The sequence below is a fragment of the Paraburkholderia kirstenboschensis genome (assembly GCF_904848585.1).
Lineage (GTDB): Bacteria > Pseudomonadota > Gammaproteobacteria > Burkholderiales > Burkholderiaceae > Paraburkholderia > Paraburkholderia kirstenboschensis.
In genome coordinates this window covers 234067-254893 of record NZ_CAJHCR010000008.1, presented here as the reverse complement: position 1 = coordinate 254893, position 20827 = coordinate 234067, and the positions used below count along the sequence as shown (strand labels likewise).

The following is a 20827-nucleotide window of genomic DNA, read 5'->3' as shown; positions in this document are numbered from 1 at the left end:
CGAGCCATCAGCGGTAAGAGAGGTAGCCCCGCGGGCAGCCTGGTATAGCCTCGCGGTTCACCACTTATCCACAGCGGCCTATGCATAACGTTGGGATAGCGCATGGAACAGCCTGTGCGCGAAATCTTGATAAAACGGATGGGGCGTCGCCAGCAGGGAAAGTTATCCCGCGCTTGTAGATTTTCTACAGCGCGGTCCCCCACGGTTATCGCGACGCCATTACTTTGATCTAACGGAAGAATTCACGGTTATCCACAGACGGGACTAACCCTTGTTAACTACTACTACATATGTATACGTCTTAAGTAAAAGACATAGGAGAACTGCGGCTGCGCGCTGTTTTTGCGGGCTGCGCGCGCATCGATTGGTCGCAGCCCCGACACCTTCGCTAGAACTCAACGCACTGAGGCCGCTTCGCTCGCCGGTTGCACAGAAGCGGCTTTGCCGATCGGGTCCGGCATTTCCGGCGCAGGCGGAGGCGGAGGCGCCGCTGCCTCGACTGGCACCGGCAGCAGATGCGTCTCGATACGGTCATTGACGACAGGCTGAGTGCGCACCACGGTCTGCAGATAGTGGCCGACGAGACCAAAGAAACGGTCGTAGAACTTGCCAGAGGGAATCGTCTCGCTGGAAATCTTCACCATAGCGTCGCTGTTCGAGCGGATTGGCAGCGACAGCGAACCGAGCACGCTCAATCCGACACTCGCCGACGTGTCGCTCTTTTTCAAAGCGAAGCCGTTCTGCACGGCGTTCACATAGACGATGCTGCTACTGCTCGCCTCTTCGCCTGGCGTGCATACCACATGAAATTCGACGACCACGTGCGTATCGCCGGTGGGCTGGAAGTTCTTCGTGCCGTCGACGGTATCGTTGCGGGTCATCGTCGTCAGATAGCCTTGGCTCAACAGTGCTCGACGCGCAGCCTCGCATGTGTCAATCACGCTCGAGTTGAAATTGCGCGCATACGGGCTCGCGCCGGTTTCGAATAGCTCTTGCTGGAATTTGGGCGTCGGCGCGCTGCTGCAAGCGGCGAGCATCAGCAGGCCGCACAGCGAGGCCGCAGTGGTCTTTAAAAGCGAGATGGACATGGTCAATCAGAAACGCTGCGTGAATGCGAAAGAAATCGCAAAGGAAACGCATTGTAGAGCGGTTGTCGCTAGTGCGTAAAAAGCGTGCAGCGAATCGGCCGACGCGCGACTTGCGCCGTCTTTCACCGTGAATCTAGCGAGATGACAACCGTCGCCCCGCACAGCGCGGCTGCGGCAAAGGGCGAACCTGGAGAAAAGAAGAGTTGGCGTTCAGTTCGACGCGGTGGGAAGTGCCGCAGACGTTACCGCGCCGTTCGCGCCCGCGCCGCCAGCACCGGGCGAGGGAACAGTGAACACATCGGACCAGTTGCCGGATGCCGGGCAACCGTCGGACGGGGAGCGGGCGTCGCAGGAGCCCGTTCGCCCGTTGAGATTTTTGGCTGAGTCTTGAGGTGTCGCGACGCCGGCAAAATCGCCTGCACGCGTGCTGACTTTCTGCGCGTACGCTTGCGAGCCGCCGTAGCTCTTGAGCGCGGCGTTCATATCGCCGTTAGCTGAGCGCATGTAGCCGTATAGGATCGCGGAGCCGGCCTCGATATTCGCCGTCGGCTCGGTGAGATCCTTCACGTTTCTTAGAAGTCCGCGATGCGCGCTTGGCACGACCTGCATGAGCCCCGTCGCGCCATTGGCGCCCTTGGCCTTTTCCTTGAAGCGCGACTCGATCGAGATGATCGCCAGCAGCAGCGCCGGCGGCAGTGAATATTTCGATGCGGCGGATTGCACTGCATCGGATATCTTTGCAGCCTTCTCCTTGGCGAGGCCGAACTTCTGCGTCAGATATGCGGACATGCGGTCACCGTTCTCCTCAGCCATCGCCGATTGGGCGAGGCCGAGCGAAAGCAGTATCAGGCAAAGTAACCGACTCATGGCATAGGTCTGAGGAAAAAGTTTGCGCATTATAACCCTGCCTTAAAAATAGGCATCGGTTTGGTTAAAAGCGGACGCCAAGCGTAGATGCTGCGGACAGCGCAGGGTGTGCAGTGGCTGCAAGTGCCGCCGCCGAAGTCGCACGCTGCGTGTCTACGGGTTGAAGGCGTCCCGTTAGTTGCGAAGATGAACGCTTTGTGTGCTCCTCGCCGCTCGGGTGGGAACGTGAAACAGCCTGGCTTCCGCGGATTTGAGACAATGACGGTCGCCGGCGATCATCCGTCCGCGACAATCGCAGGTTAATCGAACACGAGATGTACTCAGCATGAGCAAGACCGCATTTATTCCCAGCGTTCCCGCAGCATCGGAGGACGATTTCGAAATATCGGCGACGTCCAAGCTCGCGGGCTACCGGCGTTTCTACGGCGTTTTGAAAGTCGTTCGAACGACCGACGGCCGTGTGCTATTCCCGTTCGATGGCGCACCGGAACTCGGCCCGTATCCAACGAAGCTGGAGGCGGTCGCGGCCGCGCAGGTCTACGGCGAACACATTGCGTTGTCCGACCTGGCCCGGCCGGAGCTATGAGCCCAATGGGGGCGACGACGAGCCTCGCAGGTAGCAATCAAGGCCCGACGTTGTGCAAACGAAAAAGCGCCGGCTCATAGCCGGCGCTTTTGCTTGGTGCAGTATCTGAATCTGCAACAACTACAACAAAGACCCGCCAAACCCCTCTTACTCCACCGTCACCGACTTCGCCAGATTCCGCGGCTTATCTACGTCCGTACCCCGCGCACAAGCCGTGTGATACGCCAGCAACTGCAGCGGCACCACGTGCAGAATCGGCGACAACAGACCGTAGTGCTCCGGCATCCGGATTACATGGAGGCCCTCGTCGTTGACGATCTTCGTATCCGCGTCGGCGAAAACATAGAGCTGGCCGCCGCGCGCGCGCACTTCTTGGATGTTCGACTTGAGCTTCTCGAGCAACGCGTCGTTTGGTGCGACGGTTACGACGGGCATTGCCTCGGTGACGAGGGCAAGCGGTCCGTGCTTCAGTTCGCCAGCCGGGTACGCCTCGGCGTGAATGTACGAAATCTCCTTCAGCTTCAACGCGCCTTCGAGCGCGATCGGATAATGCATGCCGCGGCCGAGGAACAGCGCATGTTCCTTGCGCGAAAACTCTTCCGACCATGCGATGATCTGCGGCTCGAGCGCCAGCACGCTGTTCAACGCGGCGGGCAAATGGCGAAGCTGCCGCAAGTATTCGGCTTCCTGTTCCGCGCTCACGCGCCCGCGCTGTTTCGCGAGCGTGACGGCCAGCACGAACAGCGCGACCAGTTGCGTCGTAAACGCCTTTGTCGATGCAACGCCGATCTCGCGGCCCGCATGCGTGAGGAACGCCAATTCCGTTTGGCGCACCATCGCGCTCGTGCCGACGTTGCACACGGCGAGCGTATGCCGATGCCCAAGCGCCTGCGCATGCTTGAGCGCCGCAAGCGTGTCCGCGGTTTCGCCAGACTGCGATATCACGACCACGAGCGACTTCGGATTAGGCACCGACTCGCGGTAGCGATACTCGCTCGCAATCTCCACCTGCGTCGGGATCTTTGCGATCGACTCGAGCCAGTATTTAGCGGTGAGTCCCGAGTAATAGCTCGTGCCGCACGCGAGGATCAGCAGATTGTCGATGTCCGCAAACACGCTCTCGGCGTTCTCACCGAACAGCGAAGCATCGAACGAATCCGACTGCGGGATCGTGTCGGAGATCGCGCGCGGCTGCTCGAAAATCTCCTTCTGCATGAAGTGGCGGTACGGGCCCAGCTCCACGGCGCCGCCGTATGCCGCGACCTGACGCACCTCGCGGCTCACTTCGTTGCCCTCGCGGTCGGCAATACGCACGCCCTCGAGCGTCAGTTCGCAGACGTCGCCTTCTTCCAGAAAAATGAAGCGCTCCGTGCTGCCCGCGAGTGCAAGCGCGTCGGATGCAAGGAAGTTCTCGCCGTCGCCGAGTCCCACCACGAGCGGCGAGCCCTGCCGCGCACCCACCACGGTATGCGGCTGGTCCTTATGCAGCACGGCGATCGCATAAGCACCATGCAGTTGCGCCACCGCCTCGCGCACAGCCGCAAACAGATCGCCCCGATACAGGCTATGAATCAGATGTGCGATAACCTCTGTGTCGGTCTGCGAGACGAACGTGTAACCCTTGCCGCGCAACATCTCACGCAACGATTCGTAGTTTTCGATAATGCCGTTGTGTACCAACGCGAGCGCATCTTTCGAAAAGATCGGGTGAGCGTTGTCGGTGACCGGCGCGCCATGTGTGGCCCAGCGCGTATGGGCGATACCGGTGATGCCGCCCAGGTGGCTGTCGCGTACCTGCTCGTCGAGATCGGCGACGCGCGCCACGCTGCGAGCGCGCGCCGGGCCGCCTTCACCCAGCACGGCCACGCCGCATGAGTCGTAGCCGCGATATTCGAGGCGCCGCAGTCCTTCGATCAGGACGGGGACGATATTACGTTGCGCTGCCGCGCCAACAATGCCGCACATGGTCTGTTCCTCGTTCAGTGCTGGAGGCTTGCGGGGCGCATCGCCCCGCGCCGTTCCATCAACTCTTCTTTTTAGTCGGGCGTACGTAGCCCGTCTTGCTGGTTTGCGTCTTGTCGTTCAGGACCAGCGCGTCTGCTTCGACGTCCTTCCAGACCGTGGTGCCCGCCGCGATTGTCGCGCCCCGCTTTACACGCACCGGCGCAACCAGTTGCGTGTCTGAACCGACGAATACGTCGTCTTCGATGATCGTGCGGAATTTGTTGGCACCGTCGTAATTGCACGTGATGGTGCCCGCGCCGATGTTCACTCGCGCGCCAATATCCGAGTCGCCGATATACGTGAGGTGATTCGCTTTCGAGCCACGGCCGAGCACCGCGTTCTTTACCTCGACGAAATTGCCGACATGCGATTCATCGTGCAACGACGCGCCCGGGCGCAAGCGTGCATAAGGCCCGAGCACGACATTCGCGCCGACTTCCGCGCCTTCGATATGCGTGAACGCATCGACCCGCGTACCGGCGCCGATGGTCGCATTGCGGATCACGCAGTTCGGCCCGATCGTCACGTTATCAGCCAGCGTTACGCGGCCCTCGAACACGCAGTTCACGTCGATCGACACGTCGCGGCCGCACTCCAGCGTGCCGCGCACGTCTACGCGCGCCGGATCGGCGAGCGTCACGCCGGACACGAGCAGCGCGTCAGCCACGTTGCGCTGATGAATCCGTTCCAGCTCGGCAAGCTGCTGCTTGCTGTTCACGCCGAGCGTTTCCCATTCATCTTGAGGCTGCGTGGTGACGACTTCGAGGCCCGTTTCGATCGCCATTTCGACCGCATCGGTCAGATAGAACTCGCCTTGCGCGTTGTCGTTCCTCAGCGCGGCGAGCCAGCCAGACAGACGCTCGGTGGGTGCAACGATAATGCCCGTGTTGATCTCGGCAATCAGAACCTGGTCGGCGTTCGCGTCTTTCTGCTCGACGATGCGGGACACCTTGCCCTGCGAATCGCGCACGATGCGGCCGTAGCCGCTCGGGTCGGCAAGCGTCACCGTCAGGACGCCGTAACCATGCTGGCCCGCGCGCTCTACCAGCGCCCGGAGCGTGTTTGCGCGCGTAAGCGGCACGTCGCCGTAGAGCACGAGCGTGGGCACGGACGGATCGAGAAGCGGCAAAGCCTGCTGCACCGCGTGGCCCGTGCCTAGCTGCTGTTCCTGTACGGCGAACTGCACGTCGGGCGCGGCAACGGTTTCGCGGACCAATTCGGCACCGTGACCGATCACCACGACGAGCCGCGTGGGCTTCAGTGTGCGTGCAGTCTCGATGACATGAGCGAGGAGCGGCCGGCCGGCCAGGGGATGGAGCACCTTGGGAAGCGCGGAACGCATGCGCTTACCGGTGCCTGCCGCCAAAATCACGATGTTCATGGCGTCGGCATATAGACGAGTTCGGAGCCGACGATTCTATCACGCACGCTCTTGTCGAAATGACCGCGAAAGCGGCCATTTTGCAAGCGAAAGGACGCGCGCAGACGCCTTTTTTGCGAGCCTTCGAATCAAAGATCGTCGAACTGGACGATCGAGATCGGCCGCGCGGCGCCAAGCGGTGCGCCATTATCGGCGTCGGTCGAGCAAGGTTCTTCGTCGAACGCGATGTCGCCTTGCGGATCGGCCTCGCCGGTGGCACGCAGGCCCGCGAACGGAAACAGCTTGTGATCCATCAAGTGCGACTGCACGACATTCGACAACGCGTTGAACATATTTTCGATGCGCCCCGGAAAGCGTTTTTCCCAATCACGGATCAGTGCCTTCATTTCCGCGCGTTTCAGATTCGGCTGGCTGCCGCACAGATTGCACGGAATGATCGGGAATTCACGCAACTCGGCGTACTTTTCCAGATCGGTTTCCTTCACGTAGGCGAGCGGACGGATCACGATATTCCTGCCGTCGTCCGATTGCAGCTTGGGCGGCATACCCTTCAGCTTGCCGCCGTAGAACATGTTCAGCAACAACGTTTGAAGAATGTCGTCGCGATGATGGCCGAGCGCGATCTTGGTCGCGCCAAGCTCGCCCGCCACACGATACAGAATGCCGCGCCGCAGCCGCGAGCACAGCGAGCAGGTGGTCTTGCCCTCGGGCACCAGTCGCTTGACGATGCTATACGTGTCCTGATTTTCGATGTGAAACGGTATGTCGAGCTGCTTCAGATACTCGGGCAACACATGCTCGGGAAAGCCGGGCTGCTTCTGGTCGAGATTCACCGCAACGATGTCGAAGTTGATCGGCGCGCGTTCGCGCAGCCGCATCAGCACGTCGAGCATCGCATAGCTGTCCTTGCCGCCCGACAGGCAGACCATCACCTTGTCGCCGTCCTCGATCATGTTGAAGTCGCCGATCGCCTCGCCCACCTGGCGCGCGAGCCGCTTGAAGAGCTTGTTGTTCTCATACGCTTCCTTCTGCTCGCGGCGCGTGAGCGGCGACTTCTGACGGGTCGCAGGCGTGGTGTCGTCAATGATTTCCGGAGCATTCATGGCTCAATCCTCTTTGATACGGAAAACTTCGACGCCCACCGCGTCGCAGTCGGGATAAACGTCCGGCTTTTCGGTCGAGACGCGCGCGGCCCGCACTTGCGGATGCTCGAGCATGGTCTTGACGAGGTCGTCGCACAGCGTTTCCTGCAAGTGAATATGGCCTTGCTCGACGCGGCGCGAAATGGTCGAACGCATGAAGTCGTAGTCGACCACTTCGTTCAGCTTGTCCTCAACCGGCGTGGAGAGCGCGAGCGGCACGAACAGTTCGACGTTGATCACGACGCGCTGTTCGCCGCGCTTTTCGAAGTCGTGCACGCCTATGTTGATGTGCACTTCGTAATTGCGCAGAAAGAGTCGGCGGCAATCGGCGAGCCGGGGATGCGAAAGAGCGGCAAACATGTTCGTTCCAGTCCAAAAGAGCGTGGGGGCACGCAAAGAGCACTCAGGCGCCCACTAGAAACCATTAAAAACCCGTTAAAAACATCACGTCGCGCGGCAGCGGCACGAGGTGCTGCCCGCCGTCGACCACCAGCGTCGTTCCTGTGACACCGGTTGCGTCCGCGAGATACAGCGCGGCGGCAACAATATCCTCCGGCCGCGACGCACGGCCCAAAGGCGTCACCCGGTGAGCGGCCGCGAAATTCTCCGCCGTCTGATCGGCGGATTGCATGGTCAGACCAGGCGCGAGTCCGACCACGCGCACTTTCGGCGCCAACGCCTGCGCCAGCGCGACCGTGGCTGTCTGCAACGCCGCCTTCGACAGCGTATACGACAGGTAATCCGGATTCATGTTGTACAGCTTCTGGTCCAGCACGTTGATCACGACGCTGCGCTGGGTCTCGTCGACGAGCGCGGCTTGCGGCGTCGCGTCGAACAGCATGCGGGCCAGCACGAGCGGCGCGCCGAGGTTGATCGCGGTCAGCTTCAGCAGCAGTTCGTAGCCGACGTCGAGGGGCGTGTCTTCCTCGAAGCTCGACGCATTGTTGACGATGCACACCGGCCGTCCGAGCGCCGCGGTGCAGGCCGGCAATAGGGCCGCGACCTGCGCCTCGTCGCTCAGTTCCGCGTGCAAGGCCACCGCCCGGCGGCCCATGCCCGCAATTTCGGCGACCACCTCTTCCGCTTCCCCGCGCGACGCGCCGTAATGGACGGCCACGTCCCAGCCGCGCGCGGCAAAGCCGAGCGCGAGCGAGCGTCCGATGCGGCGCGCGGCGCCGGTAATCAGCACGACACGCGGCGTTTCAGGCGCGCGGGCGGCGGCGGTGTCCATAGAAGCGGTCATTTACAATGCGGGAATGAATCCGAAAGCTCACCAACCCGATAGTTTACCTGCTCCCGGCCCGAGCGCGCTCGCGCAGTCCGAAGCGCTTGTCGCGCTGATTCGAGCGGAACTCGAAGACGCCGGCGGCTGGTTGCCGTTCGACCGCTATATGGAGCGCGCGCTGTACGCGCCCGGACTCGGCTACTACAGCGGCGGCGCCCGCAAATTCGGCTTGCGTGGCGACGACGGTAGCGACTTCGTCACGGCGCCCGAACTATCGCCGCTGTTCGCGGCAACACTGGCGCGTCCCATCGCCGAAGCGCTGCAGGCAAGCGGTACGCGCGACGTGATGGAGTTCGGCGCCGGCACCGGCAAACTCGCGGCCGGTCTGCTGAACGCGCTCGCCGCGCTCGCCGCCGAATTCGACAGCTATTCGATCGTCGATCTGTCGGGGGAATTGCGCGAGCGTCAGCGTGAAACGATCGAAGCCGCCGCACCCGCGCTCGCAGGCAAAGTGCGCTGGCTGGACTCATTGCCGGAGCGCTTCGAGGGCGTGGTGATCGGCAATGAAGTGTTGGACGCGATGCCGGTGCGGCTTTTCGCTTCCGTCGACGGCGCCTGGCGGGAACGCGGTGTTGCATGGCGCGACGGGTGGTTCGCATTCGAAGACCGCCGGGTTTCCGCATCCGCCGATGTGGCATTGCTGTCCGAGATCGACACGGCCGGCGGCGATTACCTCGCCGAAACGCACGACGCCGCACGCGCCTTCACGCGCACCGTCTGCACAATGCTCGCACGCGGCGCGGCGTTTTTCATCGACTACGGTTTCCCGCGTCACGAGTACTACCATGCGCAGCGCGCGCAAGGCACGCTGATGTGCCACTACCGGCACCGCGCGCATGGCGATCCATTTGTCTATCCGGGCTTGCAGGACATTACCGCGCACGTGGAATTCACTGGTATCGCCGAAGCGGGCGTCGAAACAGGCGCCGATCTGCTGGGGTTCACGTCGCAAGCCCGCTTCTTGCTGAATGCGGGCATTACGGACGTGTTAGCCGAAATCGATCCCGCCGACACAGCGCGCTTTCTGCCCGCGGCGAACGCGGTGCAAAAGCTGTTGTCGGAGGCCGAAATGGGCGAACTGTTCAAGGTGATCGCGTTCTCGCGCGGACTGGAAGACACGCTGCAGGCGTTTTCCAGCGGCGACCGGTCGCACACGCTGTAATGCCGGGGTACTTGCGATGATCCGCTGGCTGTTGACTACTTTTGTTGCCCTCGCGGTGCTGTCGGCTTGCTGGCCGTGGCTTCGAAAGCTCGGCATTGGACGAATGCCCGGCGACGTTAGCGTGCGTCTCTTCGGACGCGAATATCACTTTCCGTTTATGTCGACGTTGTTGCTGTCGATGCTGCTGTCGCTTATCGCTAGGCTTTTATAAAGCCGCCTTGCGGTTTGATCGCGGCAGCGACAGCCCAGATAGCACTTCCAGCAACACCGCCCGCACGCTACCGCCCCACTTCACTCACTCTAGCGCCACGGCCACAGCACGCACGCGTTCTTCATGCACGGCGTCCTTGATGCCGGCCGGCGTATCGGCGAGCCGCCTGGCGACGGCGCCCGCGTCCACGCCCCGCGCTGCGACGAGCGCGACTCGCAAACGCTCCGCCTGCGGATACTCTCGCGCTTCGAAACCGAGCCGGCCTCGCGCGTCCGCCTCGCAAGCCTGCAGTGCTTCCGCGAAACGCGAAGGCTTGCGTATCGCGTCGCTGCGCTCGAGCAGCCTCACGAGCGCAGCCGCGCCCATTTCCATCACGCGATGAATGTTGCCGTGCTCGCGCGCCACCAGCACAGCGAGGTCGCGACATTCGTTCGGGACACGCAAGCGCTCGCATAGGGGCTTGAGCAGATCCACGCTGCGTCCTTCGTGGCCGATATGCCGCGGCAGGATATCTTCGGGCGTGGTGGCTTTGCCGAGGTCATGCGTCAGCGCGGCAAACCGCACGGGCAGCGCATAACCCTGCTGCGCAGCGTGGTCGAGCACCATCATTACGTGCACGCCCGTATCGACCTCGGGGTGATAGTCGGCGCGCTGCGGCACGCCGAACAGCGCGTCGATCTCCGGCAGAATTCGCGCCAATGCGCCGCAATCGCGCAGTACTTCGAACATGCGCGACGGCTTCTTCTCCATCAAACCGCGCGACACCTCCTGCCACACGCGCTCTGCGACAAGCGCGTCCACTTCGCCGTCCGCCACCATCTTGCGCATGAGCGCGAGTGTCTCGGGCGCGACGGTGAAATCGGCGAAACGCGCGGCGAAGCGTGCAATCCGCAAGATGCGCACGGGATCTTCGAGAAACGCGTCGCTGACGTGGCGGAAGAGCTTTGCCTGCAAGTCGCGCTGACCGCCGAACGGATCGATCACCGGGCCGGTCAGTTCGCCTCCCGGACGCACCTCGCGAGCCATTGCGTTGATTGTCAGGTCGCGGCGCGCAAGGTCTTCTTCGAGCGTCACGTCGGGCGCGTAGAAAAACTGGAAGCCGTGATAACCCGCCGCGGTTTTCCGCTCGGTGCGCGCGAGCGCGTACTCCTCGTGCGTCTGCGGATGCAGGAACACGGGGAAGTCCTTGCCGACCGGACGGTAGCCCTGCGCGACCATCTGCTCGGGCGTTGCGCCGACCACCACGTAATCGCGATCCTGAACCGGCACGCCCAGCAGTTCGTCGCGAATCGCGCCGCCTACTGCATAGATGTTCATGGGCATTCGTCGAGATATGCAACGGCGTGCGTCTCGCTGAGCGCGTCGTCGATCCAGGCTTTTACGGCGGGCACGGCCTTGATCCGGCGCACATACCCCGCCGACGTCTCGGACAGCGCCGGCTGCCACGTGTTGAAGCGCATGGCCACCGGCGCATACATCGCGTCCGCAATGGTGAACTCGCCGAACAGGAAAGGACCGCCATATGTGTCCAGACAGTTGCGCCAGATCGCCTCGATACGCGCGATGTCGGCCAGCACGCCTGGCTTCGCGTTCTTGCCGGGGAACGACGCGCGAATGTTCATCCACATGTTCGAGCGCAATTCGCCGAAGCCGGAATGCATCTCGGCGCTCACGCTGCGGGCATGCGCACGCGCCGCCGGGTCGCGCGGCCACAGCGCGGGCTGAGGGAAGCGCTCGGCCAGCGTCTCGGCGATTGCCAGAGAATCCCAGACGGCAAGGCCCGCATCGTCGATCAGACATGGGATCTTGCCCGGCCCGTTCGGCGCATGAGCAAGCACGGCAGCATTGGTGCCGGGCTGGTCCAGATGAATCAGGACTTCGTCGAATGCAATGCCGAAATGCTTGAACAGCAGCCACGGACGCATCGACCACGACGAATAGTTCTTGTCACCAATAAGCAGCTTCATGCGGGTTCGTATGAGGAAGAGTATGAGGAAGAAAGTAAAAAGGTTCAGCGCCCCGCGCTTGCGCGAAACGCATCGAAACGCGAGCGTGCCGACGCCCCGGTCAGATAGACAGGCGCGATGGTTTCGATGCTGGCCGGCTCGAGGCCAAGCTCGGGTGCGAGCGGCCGGCTCAGCACATTATCGACTTTCATCGAATCGAGATTGTCGCGCGTGATGACGGGTTCACCGGGCGCCATTTCAAAGGTCATTGCCTGCATGCGCGCCAGCATTTGCGGCAGGCGGATGATGCTCGCGTGCCGGCCGATCACATCGCCGCAATATTTGACGAGCTCTTCGAGCGAATAGATGCTTGGGCCGCCAAGCTCGTAGGTTTTGCCGCTGGCCGCGTCCAGATCGAGCACGTTGACGATCGCCTTCGCGACGTCGCCGACATAGACCGGCTGGAATTTTGCGTCCGGCATTGCAAGCGGGATCACCGGGAAAATGCGCTGCAGGAAAGCGAACTTGTTGAGAAACTGGTCTTCCGGACCGAACACCACGGATGGCCGGAAAACCGTCCACGCAAGATTCGACGCGTGCACGGCTTTCTCGCCGTCGCCCTTCGAGCGCGCGTACATGCTCGGGCCGTTCGAGTCGGCGCCGAGCGCGCTCAAATGAATTAGCCGATGCACGCCCTTGCCTTCGCAAGCCGCCGCAATCTTGGTGGGCAATTCGACGTGAGCGCGCGCGAATTCGGGACCGTATGGCGTGCGGCGCTTGCCGTGCAGCGTGCCGACGAGATTGATCACACAGTCGGTGCCCTCGACGAAGCGCGCGAGTTGGACTGGATCGAAGACATCGGTCTCGACCACGTCGATAGGAAGCAGCGTGAGGTGGCGCGCGTTATAGCGTCGCCGTGTGGCGATGCGCACGTCTTTGCCCACTTCAACGAGGGCGTTGACGAGATGGCTTCCGATAAAACCGGAACCGCCTATGATCGCAATGGCTTTATGTCGCATTTTCGACTCCCTGGTGGAAGCCGCGGCAACGGCTGGCGTGGCGCACCGCTACCTCGCACCGAGGCAGCGGTGGCACGGCGCTTACGGTGCGATGTAACCTAGACGCGCCTTCAGCGATTGCGGACGGCCTTCGAACAATGCCGCGTAGTAGACCGTGTTGGACAACACATTCTTCACGTAGTCACGCGTTTCCTGGAAGGGAATCGCCTCGGCGAAGATCGCGCCTTCAACCGGATGCTGCAACGTCTGCCGCCAGTTGCGCGGACGGCCCGGCCCTGCGTTGTAACCCGCGGTGGCCAGCACGGCGGAACCATCGAACTGATTGTAGATCATCGACAGGTAGTTCGTGCCCAGCAGGATGTTGGTGTTGATGTCGTTCATCTGCTCGCGCGAAATCGGGCCGAGGCCGATCTTCTTCGCGACGAGTTGCGCAGTGCCGGGCATTAGTTGCATCAAACCGCCCGCGCCGACTTCAGAGCGCGCGTTGATGATGAAGCGCGATTCCTGGCGAATCAGCCCGTACGCCCATTCCACGTCGAGGCCGCTCGACTGCGCATCGCGTTCGACGATGTCGCGGAACGGCGACAGGTAACGGAGCGAGAAATCGTGTTCGGTTTTTGTGCGGTCGGCGGTGTTGACGGTGCGGTCATACAGCTGGATACGGCGCGCGTATTCGGCGGTGGCAAGCAGCTGACGGTCGCTCATGGTGCGCAGCGGCCAGTTCCATTCGCGATTGCCTTCCAGCCGCAGGTTCAGCGCGTAGAATCGCTGCGCCAGATCGAAACCAGGCGTGTTGCCGGCCTGCTGGACTTCGGAATCGGTCACCATGGTTTTCGGCGGCACCGAAATCTTCTGCCCGAGTTCTTCAGCGGCCAGTTGCCCGTAGAAGTTAAAACCCTGCGAGATCGACTCGAATTCCTGGTTGGCCGTGGTCGTGTCGCCCGCCTGCTTGAGCGCGCGGGCATGCCAATAGACCCACGACGGCTGATTGCGCAGTGCCACCGGCATCTGCTCGATCGACCAGCGCACCATGTTCCAGTCTCCCGCGAGCAGCGCGGTGCGTGTGCGCCATTCATATGCGGGATTGGATAGCGGCGCGTTCGCCGACAACCTGTACCAGTCGGTGGCACTCGGCATCTGCTTGGCGGCCGCCTGGTAGGCAATGGTGCCCCAACCGATGGCGCGCTCCGGCGAATTCAGCGACGGCGCGACAGACGAGAACGTGGCCGCGGCCATGGCGGGATCGTTGCGAGCCATGCGCGTGATGGCGAGCAACGCGAGTTGATGCGATTGCGCATCGGGACTGACACCGCGCGCGAGCAACAACGGCGGCGTACTGGTAGCCTGGCCGAACAGCACCGGATCGGGCGCCTGGTCGCCCAGCGCGTCGATCAGCTTGCTGCCGGTATTCGGATAATTCTGTTCGTACGCGAGACGGATCTGTTGCCAGATGTCGTCGGTGCTGAACTGCTTGTTCACGCCGAGCACCGTGATCAGATCGACGCAGCCGTCGCCGTACCATTTCGGATCGACGAGCAGTGCGCGCGCCGCGTCCGCCACATTCTCGCCGCGCGACGCACGCGATTCGAGTGCATAGCACTTGACCTGCGTATCGTCGTTCAGCACGAAGCGCGCATATTGCTGGTCGAAGGCGCGCCAGTCGTGGCGCGTGCCGAGCACCGTGAGGTAGTCGTTGCGCATGCGGTCGGCGATCGCCTGGCCGTCGTACTTCTGCAGGAACGCGAGCACCGGCGCGTCTGGCGCGTCGACGCGCGCATGGCCGCTCGAATCGAAGAGTTGTGGCTTGATCTGGAAGTACTCCAGATACGAAGGCGCCGGATAGCTCGGGATCATGCTCGCCAACTGCACGGCACGAGCCGCGTCGTTATTGCGGGCGGCCTCGCGCAACTGGACGAAAATCTGATCGTCGTTGGTGAGCTGCGAAATGGGAAGAGGCTTGACGGCTGACGCCGTGCTGCATGCGACGAGCGCCGCTGCGGCTAACGCCATGCCGGCCGCGCGATATACTCGATAAAGACTTTTTGACATCGTTGTTTCTGGAGCGCGAATTGAACCCAAGCATAGCATGCAACCCTGTCGCGGAATCGAAAAAGGCGCTGCGTAGAATGCTATTGGAAGCAAGGCTACAAGCGGCTTCCGAGCCGACGAACAATGCCGCGCTCGGGCGCCGCGTTCTCGATGCGCTCAAGCATTTCGACGCGCAAAGCGTGGGGTTCTACTGGCCGCTGGCGGGCGAATTCGATGCGCGCGCAGCGATCTCCATCTGGCTCACCGGCAGTCCGCAACGCGAAGCCAGTATGCCGATCATCAAGGAACGCGGGCTGCCGCTCGAGTTCCACGCATGGTCGCCGGATACGCCGATGAAAGTCGGTCATCACAAGATCGCGGAGCCCACTACCGGGCGAATGGTGATTCCCGAACTACTGCTCGTGCCCTGCGTCGGTTTCGACGCCGACGGCTACCGGCTCGGTTATGGCGGCGGCTATTACGACCGCACGCTCGCCGGCTGGCCCGGCGCGAAGAAGCCGATCACGGTGGGTGTGGCGTATGACGCATGCCGCACCCCTGCGCTGGAGCGCGAGGTGCATGACATTCCGCTAGACATGATCGTGACCGAGACAGGGCTTCACGCGCGGGCCGTCGGCTAGGTGCGTCTGGTGAGCGACCGGCGCGACGCCGCTTAGTGTGGCTCACGCGGTTTGCGCGCGGCCAGCAAGCTCATGCGCGCGGGTGCGCACCTCAGCGCCTCACTTTCATAGCGACGCCGCCGCGCGCGCGGCCGTGTCGTACATTCCTGACGCGTTGCGCATCAGTTGCGCCGCGTCGCCGATCTGCTCGTTGGTGAGGCCGCTTTCCTTCAGCGTCGAGATGAGACAACTCTCGCGCACCTCCCGATACTTCAGGCACAGTGCGCGGCCCGCTTCCGTCGCCGAAAAAAACACTTCCTTGCCGGTCTTTTCGCTTTTTACATACCCTCTAGCTACGAGCTTCTTCAGCGCATAGGTCGCGACGTGCGTGTCTTCTATGTTGAGCACGAAGCAGATGTCGGCCAGCTTTTTGCGGCGCTCGCGATGACTCACGTGATGCAGCAGCGAAACCTCGATGGCGGTCATGTCCTTGTCCCCGGCGGCCGACATGCAGCGCACCATCCATCGGTTGAATGCGTTGCCGGCCATGATGAGCGCGTACTCGAGCTCGGACAGTTCCGCGCTCGTGTCCGACACGAGATGTTCCGACGAGACGATCTTGGTGGGATGCCGCGACATGTGAATTTCTCAGGAAAACGGGATGGAGAGTGTCGGCAGTGTACGACGAGCAGCACACGGCGGCGAGCCTGGCGAAAACTCTTATTGATAAATTGTTGATATTTTATTGACAATGTACGCTTCAGACGTCGCGTAACCCGCCCCCGTGGTTTCCGACGGCGTCCAACGCAGAACTCTTCGACTTCTTCGGGTCTTCAAGCCATGAGCCAACCCAGAATTTTTCCGCTCGGCGACGCCGCGCTTGTCTGCGAGGCGCCCCCACCCGCGACGCTGGACTGCCAGCGCCGCGTGTGGGCGGCTGCCGAGTTGGCGCAGGACTGGCCTCATGTGCTCGAGGTCGTGCCGGGCATGAACAACCTGACGCTCGTGTTCGATCCCGTCGAAGGCGACCGTGACGCGCTAACCGCCCGGCTGCAGGATGCCTGGCAAGCGGTCAGCGCAGCGCCCGCGGCGGGCCGCGAAGTCGAAGTCCCGGTTCAGTACGGCGGGGAGTTCGGTCCCGACCTCGGTGCCGTGGCGAACCACACGGGCTTGAGCGTGCGCGAGGTGATCGAGCGACATTCGGGTGGCGAATACGTGGTGTTTTTCCTCGGCTTTCAGCCGGGCTTCGCCTATATGGGCGGACTGGAAGAGGCGCTGCACACACCGCGCCGCGCATCGCCGCGACTCGAAGTGCCGGCCGGTTCGGTCGGCATCGGCGGGGAGCAGACGGGCATTTACCCGGCCACGTCGCCCGGCGGCTGGCAACTGATCGGCCGCACCGAACTGCCGCTGTTCGACCCGACGCGCCGCCCGCCCACCTTGTTGCAGCCGGGGGACCGGGTGCGCTTTACGATTGCGGGGATACACGCATGATCGACGTGATTCGCGCAGGTCTTCTGACCACGATTCAGGACCTCGGCCGTCACGGCTACCGGCATCTGGGCGTCGCGATGGGCGGGGCGCTCGACCGCCTGTCGCTGGAAGTCGGCAACCGGCTCGTCGGCAACCGGCCCGACGCCGCAGGTCTCGAAATTACCTTCGGCCCCACCGTGCTGCGCTTTTTGCGCGCGACGCGGGTGGCCATCACCGGCACCGAATTCGGCGCGACGCTCGACGGCAAGCCCGTCTACTCCTGGTGGAGCCTGCCCGTGAAGGCCGGCCAGGAGCTGGTGCTGAACGCGGCGAAGCGCGGCATGCGCGGCTACGTGTGCATAGCGGGCGGCATCGACGTATTGCCGATGCTCGGCTCGCGCAGCACCGACCTCGCCGCTCACTTCGGCGGCCTCGGGGGCCGCGCGCTGCGCGACGGCGACCGCCTGCCGGTCGGCGCGCCGCCGCAGCGCGCGCACGTCGGCTTCTCGCCCGAGGCGCCGGAGTTCGGCGTCAAAGCGCCTGCCTGGTGCAAGTTCGTGCTCGTGGACGAACCGCTGCGGCGCGGCCGTCACCCGACAGGCGTGCCTTGGGCGGTCCCTATTCGCGTGTTGCGCGGCCCCGAGTACGACAGCTTCACCGAAGAAGCCCACGAGTCTTTCTGGTCCGACGAGTGGCTGGTCACGCCGAACAGCAACCGCATGGGCTACCGGCTCGCCGGCACGGAACTGAAGCGCAAAGTCAAAGCGGATCTGCTGTCACACGCGGTGCTGCCGGGCACGATTCAGGTGCCGCCGAACGGCCAGCCGATCGTGCTGATGAGCGACGCGCAGACTACCGGCGGGTATCCGAAGATCGGCGCGGTCATTCAGGCCGACTTGTGGAAGCTCGCCCAGGTGCGGCTGAATGCGGCGGTCCGCTTCATTCCCACCACACCCTACGAAGCGCGCCACGCTTTACTGGAAGAGCGCACCTATTTGCGGCAAATCGACGCCGCCATAGCAATGCATGAAGAACGTTGCGCACGGCAGATGGCCGCCGCAGCGTTGTGACAATGACCGCCCCGAAACCTGGCGCGTCGCGCCCGGCCTATCGAGGGGCAAGAAAACTTGGGGCGGCCCGGCGTTTTCTTGAGAGTAGAGGAACATCATGGAAATCGATCTGAACGCCGACCTCGGCGAAGGCTGCGGCTCCGACGAGGCGCTGCTCGACCTCGTCAGCTCCGCGAATATTGCGTGCGGCTGGCACGCGGGCGGCGCCAATGCAATGCGCGACTGCGTGCGTTGGGCGGTGCAAAAAGGCGTGTCGATCGGAGCGCATCCGAGCTTCAACGATCCGGAGAATTTCGGCCGCAAGGAGATGGACTTGCCGGCTGGCGACATCTACGCGGGCGTGCTGTATCAACTCGGCGCACTGTCGGCGATCGCGCAGGCCGAGGGCGGGCGCATCGCGCACGTGAAACCGCATGGCGCTCTTTACAATCAGGCCGCGCGCGACGCGAAGATCGCCGACGCGATCGTCTCGGCCGTGCATGACTTCGATCCGTCGGTCGCGGTCTTCGCGCTTGCCAACAGCGGTCTCGTGACGGCCGCGCGCAACGCGGGGCTGACCGCCATCGAAGAGGTGTTCGCCGATCGCGGCTATCGCGCCGACGGCTCGCTCGTGCCGCGCAAGGAACCCGGCGCGCTCCTCGAAGATGAAGACGAAGTACTCGAACGCACGCTTGCGATGGTGCGCGAGCAGCGGGTGCGCGCTGTCGACGGTCAATGGGTGCCGCTTAACGCGCAGACCATTTGTCTGCACGGCGACGGGCCGCATGCACTCGCGTTCGCGCGGCGCATCCGCAGCGCGCTCGAACAGGCCGGTATCGACGTGCACGCGGCCGGCGCAGCAAGCGTCTGAAGCACGCGCCGCCGTATCCTGGCCATGTCCTGAACGCCCCGCTACATGCGGGGCGTTCGCCAGGTGCGAGGCGCTGTACCGTATTTGCAGTATCGGCAGTCGATTCATCGCAGTGAATGCAGGTGCATGAGCAGTTGCAGTGCGTAGCAACGCGGCCATCAAGAGCCGCGGAAACAAGACGGCGCGCGGATCGCCACGCGCCGGCCCATGTTAGCCGTCACAAGCGGCGACGTTGAAACCTGTTTGGAGATCCAGATGCAGACAACAGTCAGTCTATGGCCGCTCATCGGCGTGGCCGTCATCATCGTTGGCTTTTTATTGCGGTTCAATCCGATGCTGATCGTCGCAGTCGCCGCGATCATCACCGGTCTGGCCGCGCATTTTCCGGTCGAGAAAATTCTCGCCGAGATCGGCACTGGCTTCATCAAGACGCGCAACATTCCGTTGATCATTCTTCTGCCGCTCGCGGTGATCGGCCTGCTCGAACGGCATGGCCTGCGCGAGCGCGCGCAGACGTGGATCAGCGGCATCAAGGCCGCCACGGCCGGGCGCCTCCTGATCGTCTATCTGCTCGTGCGCGAGCTGACTGCGGCAGTTGGACTGACCGGGCTCGGCGGGCATCCGCAGATGGTGCGCCCGCTCATCGCGCCGATGGCCGAAGGTGCAACCGAAACCCGCTTCGGCAAGATCAGCGACGCAGTGCGTTTCAAGCTGCGGGCGTTTTCGGCGGCAACGGATAACGTGGGCCTCTTCTTCGGCGAAGACATTTTCGTTGCGTTCGGTGCGATCGTGCTGATGACCACCTTCCTCAAGGAGGCGGGCATTATCGTCGAGCCGATCCACGTTGCGGTCTGGGGCATTCCCACTGCAATCTGCGCGTTCCTCATTCACGGCTTCCGCCTGTATCTGCTTGACCGCAAGCTCGACCGCGAATTGCGCGGCAACGCGAAAGCGGGCAATGCCGCCGTATCGCCGACGCAATCCGCCGCAGGAGACAAAGCATGACGCTCTCGATTACCTATCTTTTCTGGCTGTTGGGCGTGGTGCTGCTGATCGTCGGCGGCATGATCGTCGCCGATAAGGAACATCCGCGCCGCCTGACGGCCGGCGGCTTCTGGATTCTCTATGCGCTGATCTTTCTGATCGGCGACAAACTGCCGCCCGCAGTGGTCGGCGTCGCGGTAATCGTGATGGCGCTGATTGCAGGCTTCGGCGGCGTCACCGCGGGCAAGCCGCGAGTGCTGTCGCTCGAAGCGCGCAAGGCGAGCGCCGCACGCCTTGGCAACAAGCTTTTCGTGCCTGCGCTGACCATTCCCGTGGTCACCGTGATCATCACGTTGTCGGCGAGCCACCTCGTGTTCGGCGGCGTTCCGCTGATCGAGAAGGCCAACGTCACGTTGATCGGCTTCGGCATCGGCTGCGTAATCGCGCTCGCGATTGCTTGCGTGCTGACGCGCGACACCGTCGGGCAGTCGATGAAGGAAACGCGCCGCCTCGTCGACGCGCTCTCGTGGGCCGCCGTGTTGCCGCAAATGCTCGGCATGCTCGGCCTCGTGTTCTCGGACGCGGGTGTCGGCAAAGCCGTCGCTCACGTGACCACGGCGTATATCAGCCTCGACTACCGGTTTATCGCGGTGGCCGTGTACTGCATCGGCATGGCGCTCTTCACGATGGTCATGGGCAACGGCTTCGCCGCGTTTCCGGTGATGACGGGCGGCGTCGGCGTGCCGATTCTCGTCGGCGTGTTCCATGGCAACCCGGCGGTAATGGTGGCAATCGGCATGTTCTCGGGCTACTGCGGCACGCTGATGACGCCGATGGCCGCGAACTTCAACATGGTGCCGGCGGCGTTGCTGGAGCTGCCGGATAAGAACGCGGTGATCAAGGTTCAGATACCGACCGCGCTGACCTTGCTGGTGGTGAACATCTTCCTGCTTAATTTCCTGATGTTCATGTAAAAGCGTTCCTTAAAATGCAGCAATTTCCGATGTGTCGCACGACGTTTCCGCGGCACATCGGCGAAGCACCTCAAACATGAAAAGCCTGCAAGGGAAATAGGATGCGTCCGATCGTCGGTCCATGATGCCGATCATAA

21 protein-coding genes are annotated in these 20827 nt (G+C 62.8%); 9 read left to right on the top strand and 12 right to left on the bottom strand.

Translation table 11 applies throughout. The features are described 5' to 3' along the window. Positions 1–395 precede the first annotated feature (395 nt). Positions 396–1088, bottom strand: a complete 693-nt coding sequence (locus JMY24_RS21770; protein WP_128595961.1) for a DUF2242 domain-containing protein — start codon at positions 1086–1088, stop codon at positions 396–398. Between the two features lie 210 nt (positions 1089–1298). Beyond that, on the bottom strand, positions 1299–1955 hold the full coding sequence (locus tag JMY24_RS21765) for a lytic transglycosylase domain-containing protein (RefSeq protein ID WP_128595962.1): 657 nt from the start codon (positions 1953–1955) through the stop codon (positions 1299–1301). 325 nt (positions 1956–2280) lie between these two features. Here JMY24_RS21765 and JMY24_RS21760 point away from each other — a divergent pair, with 325 nt between their 5' ends. Next, entirely contained in the window at positions 2281–2541 is a 261-nt protein-coding gene (locus tag JMY24_RS21760) for a DUF6723 family protein (protein ID WP_128588731.1), read from the top strand. A 147-nt stretch (positions 2542–2688) separates the two neighbouring features. On the opposite strand, the gene glmS is transcribed toward JMY24_RS21760, so the two are convergent. The 5 genes from glmS to JMY24_RS21735 all read right to left on the bottom strand — a co-directional run bounded on the left by glmS (position 2689) and on the right by JMY24_RS21735 (position 8311). Next, positions 2689–4506: a glutamine--fructose-6-phosphate transaminase (isomerizing) gene (gene glmS / locus JMY24_RS21755; protein ID WP_128595963.1), complete on the bottom strand. Its 1818-nt coding sequence runs from the start codon at positions 4504–4506 to the stop codon at positions 2689–2691. A gap of 58 nt (positions 4507–4564) precedes the next feature. Next, positions 4565–5926, bottom strand: coding sequence for a bifunctional UDP-N-acetylglucosamine diphosphorylase/glucosamine-1-phosphate N-acetyltransferase GlmU (gene glmU, locus JMY24_RS21750; RefSeq protein WP_201702875.1), 1362 nt, complete (start codon positions 5924–5926; stop codon positions 4565–4567). Between the two features lie 128 nt (positions 5927–6054). Beyond that, on the bottom strand, positions 6055–7029 hold the full coding sequence (gene ttcA / locus JMY24_RS21745) for a tRNA 2-thiocytidine(32) synthetase TtcA (protein ID WP_128595964.1): 975 nt from the start codon (positions 7027–7029) through the stop codon (positions 6055–6057). Between the two features lie 3 nt (positions 7030–7032). Next, positions 7033–7428, bottom strand: coding sequence for a dihydroneopterin aldolase (locus tag JMY24_RS21740; protein WP_128589190.1), 396 nt, complete (start codon positions 7426–7428; stop codon positions 7033–7035). A gap of 64 nt (positions 7429–7492) precedes the next feature. Next, positions 7493–8311 carry an SDR family oxidoreductase gene (locus JMY24_RS21735; RefSeq protein WP_201702874.1) on the bottom strand — a complete coding sequence of 273 codons (819 nt, stop codon included), beginning with the start codon at positions 8309–8311 and terminating at the stop codon, positions 7493–7495. A 13-nt stretch (positions 8312–8324) separates the two neighbouring features. Between JMY24_RS21735 and JMY24_RS21730 the strand changes: the two genes are divergently transcribed. Both JMY24_RS21730 and JMY24_RS21725 read left to right on the top strand, forming a co-directional pair. Further along, the gene (locus JMY24_RS21730) at positions 8325–9515 is read left to right on the top strand and encodes a class I SAM-dependent methyltransferase (RefSeq protein WP_128595966.1); all 1191 of its coding nucleotides are present in this window, start codon (positions 8325–8327) and stop codon (positions 9513–9515) included. A gap of 16 nt (positions 9516–9531) precedes the next feature. Then, the gene (locus JMY24_RS21725; protein ID WP_020070801.1) at positions 9532–9726 is read left to right on the top strand and encodes a DUF2905 domain-containing protein; all 195 of its coding nucleotides are present in this window, start codon (positions 9532–9534) and stop codon (positions 9724–9726) included. 84 nt (positions 9727–9810) lie between these two features. On the opposite strand, the gene JMY24_RS21720 is transcribed toward JMY24_RS21725, so the two are convergent. The 4 genes from JMY24_RS21720 to JMY24_RS21705 form a co-directional block, all read right to left on the bottom strand. Then, on the bottom strand, positions 9811–11043 hold the full coding sequence (locus JMY24_RS21720; RefSeq protein ID WP_201702873.1) for a multifunctional CCA addition/repair protein: 1233 nt from the start codon (positions 11041–11043) through the stop codon (positions 9811–9813). Next, positions 11040–11693: a glutathione S-transferase family protein gene (locus tag JMY24_RS21715; protein ID WP_128595968.1), complete on the bottom strand. Its 654-nt coding sequence runs from the start codon at positions 11691–11693 to the stop codon at positions 11040–11042. The genes JMY24_RS21720 and JMY24_RS21715 overlap by 4 nt, the downstream gene beginning before the upstream one ends. 44 nt (positions 11694–11737) lie before the next feature. Next, the gene (locus JMY24_RS21710) at positions 11738–12691 is read right to left on the bottom strand and encodes a complex I NDUFA9 subunit family protein (RefSeq protein WP_128595969.1); all 954 of its coding nucleotides are present in this window, start codon (positions 12689–12691) and stop codon (positions 11738–11740) included. Between the two features lie 81 nt (positions 12692–12772). Beyond that, complete coding sequence (locus JMY24_RS21705; RefSeq protein ID WP_128595970.1) at positions 12773–14740, bottom strand: lytic transglycosylase domain-containing protein; 1968 nt, start codon at positions 14738–14740, stop codon at positions 12773–12775. Between the two features lie 77 nt (positions 14741–14817). Here JMY24_RS21705 and JMY24_RS21700 point away from each other — a divergent pair, with 77 nt between their 5' ends. Then, positions 14818–15360, top strand: a complete 543-nt coding sequence (locus tag JMY24_RS21700) for a 5-formyltetrahydrofolate cyclo-ligase (RefSeq protein WP_236597471.1) — start codon at positions 14818–14820, stop codon at positions 15358–15360. Between the two features lie 105 nt (positions 15361–15465). Here the strand turns inward: JMY24_RS21700 and JMY24_RS21695 are convergent, their stop codons facing one another. Next, positions 15466–15978 (bottom strand): winged helix DNA-binding protein, encoded by a 513-nt coding sequence (locus tag JMY24_RS21695; RefSeq protein WP_020070795.1) that lies wholly within the window; start codon positions 15976–15978, stop codon positions 15466–15468. 201 nt (positions 15979–16179) lie between these two features. Here JMY24_RS21695 and pxpB point away from each other — a divergent pair, with 201 nt between their 5' ends. From pxpB to JMY24_RS21670, 5 genes are all read left to right on the top strand, one after another. Further along, positions 16180–16833, top strand: coding sequence for a 5-oxoprolinase subunit PxpB (gene pxpB / locus JMY24_RS21690; protein WP_201702872.1), 654 nt, complete (start codon positions 16180–16182; stop codon positions 16831–16833). Further along, a complete protein-coding gene (locus JMY24_RS21685; RefSeq protein WP_201702867.1) occupies positions 16830–17882 on the top strand; it encodes a 5-oxoprolinase subunit C family protein in 1053 nt (350 codons plus the stop codon). The genes pxpB and JMY24_RS21685 overlap by 4 nt, the downstream gene beginning before the upstream one ends. A 97-nt stretch (positions 17883–17979) precedes the next feature. Beyond that, a complete protein-coding gene (gene pxpA / locus JMY24_RS21680; protein ID WP_128586138.1) occupies positions 17980–18732 on the top strand; it encodes a 5-oxoprolinase subunit PxpA in 753 nt (250 codons plus the stop codon). 255 nt (positions 18733–18987) lie between these two features. Continuing rightward, positions 18988–19737, top strand: coding sequence for a DUF969 domain-containing protein (locus tag JMY24_RS21675; RefSeq protein ID WP_128595972.1), 750 nt, complete (start codon positions 18988–18990; stop codon positions 19735–19737). Further along, the gene (locus tag JMY24_RS21670) at positions 19734–20690 is read left to right on the top strand and encodes a DUF979 domain-containing protein (RefSeq protein ID WP_128595973.1); all 957 of its coding nucleotides are present in this window, start codon (positions 19734–19736) and stop codon (positions 20688–20690) included. Before JMY24_RS21675 ends, JMY24_RS21670 begins: the two co-directional genes overlap by 4 nt. Positions 20691–20827 lie beyond the last annotated feature (137 nt).